Origin of the sequence: Ekhidna sp. (assembly GCF_963691765.1) — a bacterium.
Lineage (GTDB): Bacteria > Bacteroidota > Bacteroidia > Cytophagales > Cyclobacteriaceae > Ekhidna.
On the sequence record NZ_OY829375.1, the window covers coordinates 2,953,563 to 2,967,207 of the forward strand.

Annotated in this window: 10 protein-coding genes and 1 riboswitch; of the genes, 6 read left to right on the forward strand and 4 right to left on the reverse strand. The window is 38.6% G+C overall.

All coding sequences use genetic code 11. The annotated features are described in order from the left end of the window. Positions 1-104 precede the first annotated feature (104 nt). Positions 105-216: riboswitch (SAM riboswitch) on the forward strand. Between the two features lie 45 nt (positions 217-261). The 4 genes from ACY650_RS13435 to ACY650_RS13450 are packed head-to-tail and all read left to right on the forward strand — an operon-like array spanning position 262 to position 5,749. Further along, a complete protein-coding gene (locus ACY650_RS13435; protein WP_462248147.1) occupies positions 262-1,263 on the forward strand; it encodes a homocysteine S-methyltransferase family protein in 1,002 nt (333 codons plus the stop codon). Then, positions 1,260-3,902 (forward strand): methionine synthase, encoded by a 2,643-nt coding sequence (metH, locus tag ACY650_RS13440; protein ID WP_462248148.1) that lies wholly within the window; start codon positions 1,260-1,262, stop codon positions 3,900-3,902. The genes ACY650_RS13435 and metH overlap by 4 nt, the downstream gene beginning before the upstream one ends. 10 nt (positions 3,903-3,912) lie before the next feature. Then, complete coding sequence (gene metF / locus ACY650_RS13445) at positions 3,913-4,866, forward strand: methylenetetrahydrofolate reductase [NAD(P)H] (protein ID WP_462248149.1); 954 nt, start codon at positions 3,913-3,915, stop codon at positions 4,864-4,866. A gap of 37 nt (positions 4,867-4,903) precedes the next feature. Further along, on the forward strand, positions 4,904-5,749 hold the full coding sequence (locus ACY650_RS13450) for a hydroxymethylglutaryl-CoA lyase (RefSeq protein ID WP_462248150.1): 846 nt from the start codon (positions 4,904-4,906) through the stop codon (positions 5,747-5,749). On the opposite strand, the gene dprA is transcribed toward ACY650_RS13450, so the two are convergent. The 4 genes from dprA to ACY650_RS13470 form a co-directional block, all read right to left on the reverse strand. Then, a complete protein-coding gene (dprA, locus tag ACY650_RS13455) occupies positions 5,742-6,842 on the reverse strand; it encodes a DNA-processing protein DprA (RefSeq protein WP_462248151.1) in 1,101 nt (366 codons plus the stop codon). The two genes, ACY650_RS13450 and dprA, sit on opposite strands and share 8 nt — an antisense overlap. Positions 6,843-6,845: 3 nt before the next feature. After that, complete coding sequence (locus tag ACY650_RS13460) at positions 6,846-7,184, reverse strand: MerR family transcriptional regulator (RefSeq protein ID WP_462248152.1); 339 nt, start codon at positions 7,182-7,184, stop codon at positions 6,846-6,848. A 15-nt stretch (positions 7,185-7,199) separates the two neighbouring features. Beyond that, on the reverse strand, positions 7,200-8,381 hold the full coding sequence (locus ACY650_RS13465) for a CapA family protein (protein WP_462248153.1): 1,182 nt from the start codon (positions 8,379-8,381) through the stop codon (positions 7,200-7,202). 67 nt (positions 8,382-8,448) lie between these two features. Continuing rightward, a complete protein-coding gene (locus ACY650_RS13470; protein WP_462248154.1) occupies positions 8,449-9,432 on the reverse strand; it encodes a peptidoglycan DD-metalloendopeptidase family protein in 984 nt (327 codons plus the stop codon). Between the two features lie 139 nt (positions 9,433-9,571). On the opposite strand from ACY650_RS13470, the gene alaS reads away from it, so the two are divergent. Next, on the forward strand, positions 9,572-12,187 hold the full coding sequence (gene alaS, locus ACY650_RS13475) for an alanine--tRNA ligase (RefSeq protein ID WP_462248155.1): 2,616 nt from the start codon (positions 9,572-9,574) through the stop codon (positions 12,185-12,187). Further along, on the forward strand, positions 12,188-13,645 hold the full coding sequence (gatB, locus tag ACY650_RS13480) for an Asp-tRNA(Asn)/Glu-tRNA(Gln) amidotransferase subunit GatB (RefSeq protein WP_462248156.1): 1,458 nt from the start codon (positions 12,188-12,190) through the stop codon (positions 13,643-13,645).

Sequence of the window (13,645 nt, forward strand, 5' to 3'; positions counted from 1 at the left end):
AATAGAAAATGCTTATTGGTCTATTCATTCTCATGCTTAGTAGAATGACGAAATGAATGTTTGCTAAAAGCTTTTGGAGTATCTAAAGCTGATTATATTTGCTTCACTTATCAAGAAAGACCGAGGGAATGGGCCCGAAGACGTCTTAGCAACCTGATTGCCAGCGAGCAATTTCCGGTGCTACTTCCCAACCTGCAGCTGCGGGGCAGATGAGCCGATCCAATTGGAACTTTCTCTGGTAAGTAAGCTTTAAGCCAGAGAATGAAGAATTTAATTAACACTTTACATAAAAAAATCTTGGTGCTCGATGGAGCAATGGGTACCATGATCCAACGCCATAAACTGGGGGAAGAAGATTTTCGAAATGAAGATCTTAAGAGTCATGATAAACCCTTGAAAGGGAATAATGACCTGCTTTCCATTACCAGGCCTGAAATAATAAAAGAAATACATTCAGCATATTTTTCAGCAGGCGCAGACATTGCAGAAACCAATACATTTTCAGGGACTACAATTGCGCAGGCAGATTATGGTCTTGAAGATTTAGTGTATGATATCAATTATGAATCAGCGAAGATTGCAAGAGAAGTAGCTGATGAGTTTTCTCAAAATGAACCAGATAAACCTCGATTTGTTGCTGGGGCAATGGGACCTACGAATCGAACAGCCTCTCTTTCACCGGATGTTAATGATCCTGGCTTTAGAGCCATAACTTTTGATGAATTAAAAGTTGCGTACAGACAGCAAGCTGAAGCACTGATAGATGGGGGAGTTGATATGCTTTTGGTCGAAACAGTTTTTGATACATTAAATGCCAAAGCTGCATTATTTGCAATTGAAGAAATTAAAGAGGAACGAAAAATTGAGATGCCAGTTATGGTTTCAGGCACAATAACTGATGCTTCCGGAAGGACGCTTTCTGGGCAAACGACGGAGGCATTTCTCATTTCTATTTCTCATATGGATTTACTGAGCGTAGGTCTAAATTGTGCTCTAGGCGCTTCACAATTAAGACCTTATTTAAAAGTTCTATCCGATAAATCAGAGTTTTTGGTTAGTGCCCATCCAAATGCAGGCTTACCCAATGAATTTGGCCAGTATGATGAAACTCCTGAAATGATGGCAGATCAAATAAGACAATTCCTTGATGATGGCTTAGTCAATATTGTAGGAGGTTGTTGCGGTACTACACCAGATCATATTTCAGCTATAGCTGAACTAGCATCCATGTATGAACCAAGAAGAAAGGAGGCTTTAGTTTGAAGCCATTAATACTATCAGGATTAGAACCATTAATCATTAATGAGTATACCAACTTTGTGAATGTTGGAGAGAGAACTAATGTTACGGGTTCAAGAAGGTTTGCAAGATTAATTGCAGAAGATAAATATGATGAAGCCCTTGAAGTAGCTCTAGATCAAGTAAGGGGAGGAGCTCAAATATTGGATGTCAATATGGATGAGGGTATGTTGGATGGCAAAGCTGCGATGATTAAGTTTTTGAACCTTGTTGCCTCAGAGCCTGAAATTGCTCGAATTCCAATAATGATTGATTCATCAAAATGGGAGATTATCGAAGCCGGACTTCAATGTGTCCAGGGTAAAGGTGTTGTTAACTCAATTAGTCTAAAAGGAGGAGAAGAAGAATTCGTCGATCAGGCAAAAAAAGTTAAGCGTTATGGCGCAGCAGTTGTTGTAATGGCGTTCGATGAAATAGGACAAGCTGATAGCTATGAACGAAGAATTGAAATATGTGAAAGAAGTTATCGAGTCCTCGTTGATAAAGTTGGCTTTCCACCTCAGGATATCATTTTTGACCCCAATATATTTCCGGTAGCAACTGGAATAGATGAGCACAACAACAATGCATTAGATTTTTTTAATGCCACCAAATGGATAAAGGAAAACCTCCCAGGTGCCAAAGTGAGCGGAGGAGTAAGCAACGTATCGTTTTCATTTCGAGGTAACAACATTGTAAGGGAGGCTATGCATTCGGCTTTTCTTTTTCATGGTATCAACTCAGGCATGGATATGGGAATCGTAAATGCAGGGATGATCGAAGTGTATGATGAAATCCCAAAAGATTTGCTAGATCATGTAGAGGATGTTTTACTTAATCGGAGACCAGACGCTACCGAACGTCTTCTCTCGTTCGCTGAGAATGTTAAAGGTTCTGGCAAGCAGAAGGTTGAAGATTTGAAGTGGCGCGATTCTTCCGTGGAGAAACGTCTCTCACACGCCTTAGTGAAAGGAATTTTAGATTTTATTGATGAGGACACTGAAGAAGCAAGGTTAAAATACGAAGGTCCTCTTAAGGTTATTGAGGGCCCCCTAATGGATGGGATGAATATCGTTGGGGATTTGTTTGGTAGTGGTAAGATGTTTTTGCCCCAAGTAGTAAAAAGTGCCAGGGTTATGAAAAAATCCGTCGCATTTCTCACGCCTTATTTAGAGAAAGAGAAAGCGAGTGGTAGTACGAAAGGCAAAATATTACTAGCGACAGTAAAAGGAGATGTGCATGACATAGGGAAAAACATTGTTGGTGTGGTTATGGCCTGCAATAATTTCGATATAGAAGATATGGGAGTGATGGTGCCTGCAGATAAAATCCTTGATAGGGCACAAGAAGTTGGAGCAGATATAATCGGTCTAAGCGGTCTAATTACCCCTTCGCTTGATGAAATGGTTGGTGTGGCAGAAGAAATGAACCGAAGGAAGATGGACACTCCTCTGTTGATTGGAGGTGCAACCACTTCTCGAATCCATACAGCTGTTAAAATTGCTCCAAAGTATGATAAGACGGTAGTGCACGTATTGGACGCATCCAAAAGTGTAGGGGTATCAACAAACCTTCTAAGCGATCGAGCGCCTGAGTTTAGCAAGATGATTAAAACTGAATATGCTGAACTAGCAGAGTCTCATGCGAATCGAACGGAAACGAAAAACTACATCTCTTTAGAGGATGCTAAGAAAAATCAAATGAAACCTAATTGGGAATCAGTTTCGATCGAACCACGAAATCTGGGAACTACACTATACGATGATTTCAGCCTTGCGGAGATAAGAAAATATATTGATTGGACTCCCTTCTTTTCAACTTGGATGTTGAAGGGTAAATATCCCGCAATTTTAGATCATGATGTTGTCGGAGATGAAGCTAAAAAGTTGTTCGCCGATGCACAGCAAATGCTTGACGAGATTGTAGATCAAAAATTACTAAAGGCAAAAGGAGTAGTTGGACTTTATCCTGCGACGAGAAATGGCGATGATGTAATTGTAGATTCAGACGGTAAGAATTTCGAATTTCATTTTCTGAGACAACAGGGTAAGAAGGCCCCAGGAGTTCCTAACCTTTCATTGGTGGATTTTATTAATCCCAATCAACAAGATTATATAGGCGGATTCGCAGTTACATCTGGAATTGGCATTGAGAAACTCATTGAAAAATATAAAGCGGATCATGACGATTATAAAGAAATCATGGTAAAGGCTCTAGCAGATAGATTAGCCGAGGCTTTTGCAGAATTGATGCACGAGAAGGTTAGAAAAGAACTTTGGGGTTACGCTAATAACGAGAGCTTTTCAAACGATGAATTGATCAAAGAGAAATACGCTGGAATTCGTCCGGCTCCAGGCTATCCCGCATGTCCAGATCATACGGAGAAAAGAATACTTTTTGATCTTTTAAATGTTGAGAATAATACGGGAATAGAACTAACAGAGTCATTTGCTATGTACCCGGCATCCTCAGTAAGTGGATTTTATTTTTCTCACCCAGAATCAAAATATTTTGGTCTAGGAAAAATTAGTAGGGATCAAGTCGAGGATTATGCAAAACGAAAACAAATGACTGTGTCAGAAGTTGAAAAATGGCTGGCTCCAAATCTTAATTACAGCGGATAAAAAATTTAGAATGAAAGTAACAGATCATATAAAAAGTGCTAAAAGCACCTTGTTTTCTTTGGAGATAATTCCGCCTAAGAAGGGAGATAGTATCAAAAATCTTTTTGATCAAATAGATCCATTAATGGAATTTAAGCCTCCTTTTATAGATGTTACCTATCACAGAGAGGAGTATGTTTATAAAGAACGTGAAAATGGTTTGCTAGAAAAGCGAAGCATTAAGAAACGGCCTGGTACTGTTGGGATTTGCGCAGCTATTCAGAATCACTATGAAATTGATGCAATCCCTCATATCATTTGTGGCGGATTTTCAAAGGAGGAAACAGAAAATGCACTCATAGATTTGAATTTTCTAGGTATCGATAATGTGCTAGCACTTAGAGGTGATAATATAAAGTCCGAACCGGCATTTGTACCAGAGCCTGATGGTAATGCCTTTGCCTCAGAGTTGGTTGAACAAATTTCTTCCATGAATCAAGGTGAATACATCGATGAGGAGCTTCAAAATGCCATACCTACAGATTTTTGTGTAGGCGTAGCCGGATATCCGGAGAAGCATTTCGAAGCACCTAATATGAACTTTGACCTTAAATGGCTGAAGAAGAAAGTGGAACTAGGTGCTGAATATATTGTCACTCAAATGTTTTACGACAATAAAGCTTACTTCAAGTTTGTAGAGGATTGCAAAGCAATTGGGATAGATATTCCAATCATTCCAGGATTAAAACCTGTAGCAACCAAGAGCCATCTCACTATGCTTCCTAAGATTTTTAAAATTGATCTTCCAGATGAGCTGGAGCAAGAAATTGGAAAATGTAAAGACAATGCCGCGGTCAAAGAACTTGGGATAGAATGGGGGATTCAACAATCTAGAGAGTTGATTGAAGCGGGTGTCCCAGTACTACATTTTTATAGTATGGGGAAATCGGATGCGATCCAGCGGATAGCGAAAGAGTTTTTTTAGTTTTGAGCTAAATAAACACAGCACACCCTATCTATTAATGAAAATCATTGAATGTCCACGTGACGCCATGCAAGGTTTGCATGATTTCATCCCTACAGAGACGAAGGTTAACTATATTAATCAGCTTCTAAAGGTTGGTTTTGATACGATCGATTTTGGAAGTTTTGTTTCGCCTAAAGCTATTCCTCAAATGCGTGATACAGCTGAAGTGTTGGCAGGGTTGAATCTTTCAGAAACTCGATCTAAACTCTTAGCTATCATAGCTAATATCAGGGGCGCTAAAGATGCATGTCAGTTTGATGAAATTGGATATTTGGGTTATCCACTTTCTTTATCCGAGACTTTCCAACAGCGGAATACTAATCGTTCTGTTAATGATGCCTTCAATGATCTTGCTGAAATGCAAGAGCTGTCAGATGACCATGAAAAGGTTCTTGTTGTTTACTTATCTATGGGCTTTGGCAATCCGTATGGCGATCCGTATGAAATGGACTATGTTGGTGAATTTGTAGACCGATTGGATAGTATGGAAGTACAAGTAATTTCTTTAGCTGACACAATTGGAGTTTCTAATCCAAAGAATATTTCAATGTTGTTCGAAACACTGATTCCAAAATTCCCTCATATCGAGTTTGGAGCGCATTTGCATTCAACACCTGAAACAATCTCTGAAAAAGTGGAAGCAGCTTATAATTCTGGGTGTAGAAGAATAGATGGTGCAATCAAAGGTTTTGGCGGTTGTCCAATGGCCAAAGATGATTTAACTGGAAATATGGCAACTGAAAAAATGCTAAGCTTTTTTGATTCTGAAAGTATTGAGACTGGTTTGAACATGGAGGAATTCGAAAGGGCAATGAGCCTGAGCTCTTCAGTATTTAATTGATGGTTCGGAATTTTTTTCCTGGCAAACTTTTCACAAGACTTTTAAATTCAAGACTTAAAAGAAGTGCGGCTACTTGATTGATTGGAATTTGAGATTGAAAAGCTATCGTGTCAATCTCGATGGCTGATCCAATTTCATGTAGAAGATGATAGATTACATATTCGTCGTCACTTAGATCTAAATCTTGTTCAGACTTGATCTGATCATTTGCATCAATGTCCCAATTGAGATGATATATAAGATCTTCAACTCCGGTATATATCAACGCACGTTGCGTAGCAATAAGTTTATTTGTCCCTTCAGCATAAGTGTTACCTACCTCACCAGGAACAGCAAAAACCAATCTGTTATAAGAATCAGCTATTTGGGCTGTTATCAATGCACCTCCTTTTTCAGCCGCCTGAACAACTATTGTTGCATCAGCCATTCCTGCAATTATTCTATTCCTCGCTGGAAATAGATGCGGATCGGGTTTAGTTCCAGGTATGCTTTCTGAAATTACAGCTCCGTTCTCTAATATTTTTTCAGCATACTGCTTATGCACAGATGGATAGATCCTATCTAAACCTCCCGCTACAATTGCCATTGTAGATACGTTGTTTTTTAAGCATCTCTTGTGTGCTTGGATATCAATACCATACGCAAGACCGCTGATAATTGAAACATCTAATTTGCTTAAGTCATCAACAATTTTATCGGTAATACTTTTACCATATTCTGTTGCTTTTCGAGTTCCTACTATTGCAACAGTTCTTTTAGGAGAAAGCGCTGATGAGCCAGTTTTATATAAAATATTTGGTGAATCAGGTATTTGTTTAAGTCTCTTTGGGTATGCAGGATCTGTATAATGAAGAATCTCTGAATTTATTTTTTCAGCACTTCTAAGAATTTCTTCAGCTTTTTTGAAGGGATTCGATTTAATAATGGCCGTAGCCATTTTTTCTCCTACACCAGGAATTTTTAGCAGCTTGCTTTTATTGCACTTGAAAACTGCTGATGCGGAACCACAGTAACTAATCAACTGCTTTATTCCTTTATTTCCAATACCGGGGATGAGTTCCAGTGAGATCTGGAAAACCAACTCTTCGGACATGAGTTAAGGAAGTTCGTTTTTGATTTCTGTTAGGAATTTTCGGATCTTTTTCAGAGACTCGATCATTTCCATTTTACTAGAAGCCAACTCGCCTCCGTTAGAAATAAAATCACGAGCACCTTGAAGTGTATAGCCCTTCTCTTTTACCAAATGGTAAATCAGCTTTACATTTTGAAGATCATCTTTGGTGAATTGCCTATTGCCCTTTCTGTTTTTCTTCGGTTTGATATTATCAAACTCCCCTTCCCAGAAACGGATGAGTGAAGTAGCAACACCTAATTCATCGGCAACTTCGCCGATGGTGTAATACTTCTTTTCAATTTCCTTTTCCTTGTAGGGCACTGTTGGTGAATAGGCTTATTTTGATTTAAAAACAATACTCCCACTGTCGTCAATTGTAACTGGATTTTCAGGGAAGTCTTCCAAAGATAGTCGTTGGATTGTTTTTATCGAAGAAAGATTAGAATCATTTCTTGGACCAAGCGAATAACTTTGTCGAAAAGCATGGATTTTACCCTCTAAAAACTTTCCAGAAGCATCTGTTTTAACCTCTAAGATGGGAGCTTCACCCGCTAGTCCTCGAAGATTAAATCTTCCATAGGTTAAAAAATTACCTAAGCTGTAAGCAATGATTCGATCTTTGTACACTTCCATTGCTCTTACAATATGTGGTCCGTGCCCCAGTACTACATCGGCACCATTATCTATCATTAAGTGAGAAAGTTCGTACACATTACCACGATCTTCACCATAATAATATTCTCGTTTTCTTGTTACATGCTGATGTTTAGATCCTTCAGCGCCGGCATGAAAAGAGGCTATTACTATATCTGCTATTGTGTCTAGGTGCTGAATAGTTGTTTTTATATTTTCATACTGATGAATGCTTACAGTGCCTCTATTTGGAGCAAAAGCACAAAATCCTATTCTTAGATTGCCGATTTTTGAAATAGTGTAGGGCTGATCTAACGATCCTGCATGAGCAATACCTAAAGAGTCCAACACGCGCTGTGTGTTTTTCCTCCCGGTAACCCCAAAGTCATTTGCATGATTGTTGGCTACACTCATCAAATCAAATCCGCAATCCCTGAAATTTTCTGCTAGGTACTCTGGCGATCTGAATAAATAACACAGTTTAGGATTATTGCATTCTTTTTGTTCTCCGCCATCATCAAGGATAGTTCCTTCTAGATTGCCGAAAGTAATATCAGCATCCTGCAGAATTGGGCGTACTTGATCCCATAAATAGGCGCCTTTTTCTCTTGGTAAATAAGATTTATCAGGAAAATTTGTTCCTCCCATAATATCTCCAACAGCTACAATTGTTACAGAGTCTGGAAGTAAACGAGTTAAGGTAATATCTACTTCTTCATCCAGGCTGACTAACGTGTCACCTGCATGAGTTATTAAATAGGTAGTGTCAGGCTCTACTATTAATGGTATAGTTTCTTCAACTTCAACAGTATCATCAAGAACTGGCTTTGTTGTTTTACAAGCAAAGGCAATACAAACAATCAGGAGGTAAGATCGAAATTTCATTTTGCTCTAAAATAAAAAAGCGGTCGACCTAATGGTGCAACCGCTTTAATTTTTTTGGAGGCTTCTCTTAATAATATCCCATTGATTGGTTTTCCAATGACGATAGCCTCAAAATTTCAGCATATTCTTCATCACTTAGATCTTGATAGAAGAAATTGACTGGATTTAATTTTGTATTGTCTTTCACAACTTCATAGTGTAGGTGAGGAGCAGTAGAACCTCCTGTATTTCCAGAATATCCGATCACTTGACCTCTTTTAACCTTTTGACCAGGCTTAACAAGGAATTCACTTAGATGTGCATATAGTGTTTGATATCCGAAGCCATGCTTGATTTTAATGTGTTTACCGTATCCTGAAAATTTAGTCTTAGTATAAACTACTTCCCCGTCTCCAGTGGCATACACTTCTGTGCCTGTAGGTACTGAAAAATCAGTGCCTTCATGCATTTTTCTTACTTTGTAGATAGGGTGCATTCTATAACCAAAACCTGACGCCATTCTCTTTAATTGCTTATTTGACACTGGTTGGATAGCAGGCATGCTTGCTAGTAATGCTTCTTTATCCATGGCCATGCTCATGATTTCATCATAAGACTTTGTTTGGATATACATCTGCTTCTTCATCTTGTCGATACGCTTCATGTTGCTTAAGATCAACTCCTCTCTCTTCAATCCCTTTTCAAGAAGTTCTCTATATCTATTAGATCCACCAACACCAGCGCCTCTGATTTCGTCAGGAATAGGTTCTACTCCAAATACTACTCTATAAATATCATCATCGCGCTCTTCCAATACCGCGAGCATTTGATTGGTTTCATCCAGATCATTTTCTAAAAGCTCATAATATAGCTTTAACTCATCGTTTTCTTTTCGAAGTGCAGCTTTAGCAGGTGACTCGAAATAATGATCTGTCACGAAAAAAATTCCTAATCCTATTATGGAAGAAACTACAAGAAATCCTAGTAGGTTGAGCACGATGTCCCATGATGAGACTTTTATGCGCTCATAACGACAAGATTCTGTGTCGTAGTAGTACTTAATTTTAGCCATGGGTTGATAGGGTAATTGTCGTAATTTTGTAAAATAAATTTTGCAGGTGGTTTACAAAATACGGTTGCAATTTACGGATAATTGAGATTTTTTCATAATTACAAGATTTTACATTAACATTCTAATTTTTCTTTCCTAAATGGATTCCAAAATAATCAGGAAAACTTTCCTAGACTTTTTCGAAAGCAAAACCCACAAAATCGTCCCTTCAGCACCAATAGTGGTACAAAATGATCCAACATTGATGTTTACTAATGCGGGAATGAACCAATTTAAAGACTATTTTTTGGGCAATAAGGTTGCGGAAAATAAAAGAGTTTCTGATACGCAGAAATGTTTAAGAGTCTCCGGCAAGCATAATGATCTTGAAGAAGTAGGTATTGATACGTATCACCATACCATGTTTGAAATGCTTGGAAATTGGTCTTTTGGAGATTATTTCAAGAAAGAAGCAATCGAGTGGGCTTGGGAACTTCTTGTAGATCGATTCAAACTACCGAAAGATCGATTCTATGCTACCATCTTTGAAGGTGACTCCAGCGAAAATCTTGAAAAGGACAATGAAGCAAAAGATATATGGCTTCAGTTTTTACCAGAAGATCGCGTTTTAAACGGTAATAAAAAGGATAATTTCTGGGAAATGGGTGATACAGGTCCATGTGGTCCGTGTTCGGAATTACATATTGATCTTAGACCTCAAAGTGAGGTTGATAAAATTCCTGGCAAAGATTTGGTTAATCAGGATCACCCTCAGGTTGTTGAGGTTTGGAACCTAGTATTCATACAATACAATAGGCTAGCAAATGGTAGTTTGGAAAACCTTCCTGAAAAACATGTAGATACTGGGATGGGATTTGAAAGGTTAGCAATGGCTATTCAACAAAAGCAGTCAAACTATGATACGGATGTTTTTCAACCACTCATTCAATGGGTGGCAAAGAAAGCTGGCGTAGCATATGGTAAGGATGAAAAAATAGACATCGCAATTCGGGTAATTTCAGATCATATTCGAGCAATTTCATTCACGATTGCTGATGGACAACTGCCGAGCAACAATAAAGCTGGTTATGTGATTCGAAGAATTCTCCGCAGGGCTGTAAGGTATGGATATACTTTTCTGGGCTTTAAAGAGCCTTTCTTGTTTGAAATGCTTGATATCCTAGTCGATCAATTTGAAGGAGTTTTTCCAGAACTCACTGATCAGAAAGACTTCATTGCGAAAGTAGTTAAAGAGGAAGAGTTGTCCTTTCTACGAACGCTTGATAACGGATTAAAAAAACTCGATACCCTTACTTCAGGAAACTCGAAGGTTATTGAAGGTGAAATAGCATTTGAACTATATGACACGTACGGCTTTCCTCTAGACTTGACCGCATTGATTGCACGCGAGAACGAAATGGAAGTGGATGAGGACGGTTTTAATAAAGAAATGGAGGTTCAAAAGAATCGTTCAAAAAGTGCGGGAAAACAGACTACTGGAGATTGGAATCTTGTAAATGAAGGAGAGGAGACGCTGTTTCTTGGATATACTGATGTTGAAGCTACAACTCAGGTGCTTCGGTATCGAGAGGTTAAACAAAAAGATAAAGTTCAGTATCAAATAGTACTTGAGAAGACACCATTTTATGCTGAGAGTGGAGGACAAGTAGGAGATACTGGATACTTAAGATTTGGTGGAGAAAAAATCGAAGTAATTGATACGAAGAAGGAAAATGACCTTATTGTTCATTTCGTAAAAAAGCTTCCTGCTGAGCTTAATGGATCGGTAGAAGCTGTAGTAAATGAGACCAAAAGGAGGCTTACGGAGAACAATCACTCAGCTACACACTTACTGCATGCGGCACTTCGTACAGTTTTAGGTGACCATGTTCAACAGAAAGGGTCGCTCGTAAATGATAAAGTATTGCGATTTGATTTTTCTCACTTTTCTAAGATGACAGATGAAGAAATCTCTGAAGTTGAGAAAATTGTGAATAGCCGAATAAGAGCAAACATTAAACTTGACGAAAAACAGAATGTGCCAATCGAGCAAGCTAAAGAGATGGGTGCAATGGCACTCTTTGGAGAGAAGTATGGTGATTTTGTTCGTGTCATCACATTTGATAAAGACTATTCTGTTGAATTATGTGGAGGTACTCATGTTCCACGAACTGGAAATATTGGAATGCTGAAAATTGTGAGTGAGGGATCTACAGCTGCTGGAGTACGAAGAATAGAGGCAGTCACCTCTTTTCAGGCTGAAAAATATTTCAATGAAAAAATTAGTTTGCTTACAGAACTGGAAGAGATGCTTAAGCATCCGAAAGATCTAAGAAAGACCATTGAAAACTTGATGAACGAGAATCTTACTAATCAGAAAAAGATTGAGGAGATGAACAAGCAACAGGCTGGTCAAATTAAAGATCAATTGAAGAATGCAGTTAAAGAAGTGAATGGAAAGAATCTAATTACCTATAAAGGTGAGTTCCCTTCGGCTGATAGCATGAAGCAAGTATCTTTCGAACTGAAGAGAGAGGTTGAGAATCTTGTTTTATTAATTGCCGCTCAAATCAATGATAAGCCTATGCTGACTGTCATGATCTCCGATGACTTGGTAAAAGATGGGATGAACGCAAATGAGATTATTAGAAAGATGGCTTCTGCGATTAAAGGCGGTGGAGGAGGTCAGCCTTTCTACGCTACAGCAGGTGGTAAAGATCTTTCAGGTCTTGATGAAGCTTTGAAGTTAGGTGAGGAAATGATAGCTGCATCATAGATGAAACCAGAATTTGAATATCAACTTGTTGTTGGACTAGAAGTACATATCCAACTGTCTACGGTAAGCAAGCTTTTTTCAGCTGATTCAAATTCTTATGGTCAATCGCCAAATACAAATACAAGTGTAATAACATTGGCACATCCCGGGACAATGCCGATGCTAAACAAAAGAGCAGTAGAGTTAGCAATCAAAATGGGGCTGGCTTGCAACAGTGAAATATCTAGATATTGTTTTTTTGATCGCAAGAACTATTTCTATCCAGATTTACCTAAAGGATTTCAGACAACCCAAGATAAAACGCCAATATGTGTTGGAGGCGAAATTCCTGTTACATTAAAAGATGGTTCTGAAGTCACTGTTGTACTCAATAGGATTCATCTGGAGGAAGATGCAGGTAAGTCGATTCATGATGATGAGACTGGTGATTCGCTCATTGATCTAAATAGAGCTGGTGTCCCATTAATTGAGTTGGTAACTGAACCTGTCATTTCTTCTTCTGAGGAGGCCATGTCTTTGCTTTCTGAGATTAGGCGGATAGTTAGATACCTGAATATTTGTGATGGCAATATGGAACAAGGTTCATTAAGATGCGACGCCAATATATCAGTTAAGAAATCAGGTGAAAATGAACTAGGTAAGAAGGTTGAAGTAAAGAATATGAACTCTATTCGCAATGTTGGAAAGGCGATAGAGGTCGAAAGAAATAGACAGATTGACCTTTTGGAAAGAGGAGAGAAGGTGATTTCTGAAACACGGCTATTTGATGCGGCAACAAGCACTACAGCAAGTATGAGGACCAAGGAGGAATTGAATGATTATCGATACTTTCCTGAGCCTGACTTAAGTCCATTTGAAGTTTCTCAAGATTGGTTTGATGAGATTAAAGCGGATATGGTTTTGACGCCACGCCAAATGAGAGAGAAGTTTGTGAATGAGTTTTCTCTTTCAACTTATGACGCAGGAGTCCTAACGGATGATCTTGAAATAGCAAATTTCATGTTAGGGGTAGCTGAAAGTACAATACACTATAAGCAGGCCGCTAATTGGATTATGGGACCTGTCAAGTCTTTATTGAATGATAGGGATGATCTAAATACAACTATTCCGATTTCATCCAAACAGGTTGCTGACCTTGTTAATGCAATTGCTGATGGTAGAATCAATTCGACAATTGCAAGCAAAAAAGTTTTTCCACTACTTGTTGATCAATCTACATCTGTAGATGAATTATTGAGTGAGCTTCAGATTTCAATCAAGACAGCAGATGATATTTCGGAAGTAATTTTGCAGGTAATCGATGCTTATCCAAACGAAGTGAAAGCGTACAGAAATGGTAAGAAGAATCTGATAGGGATGTTTATGGGGGAGGTAATGAAGCGGACCAATGGTGCTGCTGACCCTAAAAGGTCGAACGAACTTTTGCGCACTGCGTTGGATCAAAAAGAACTAACATAA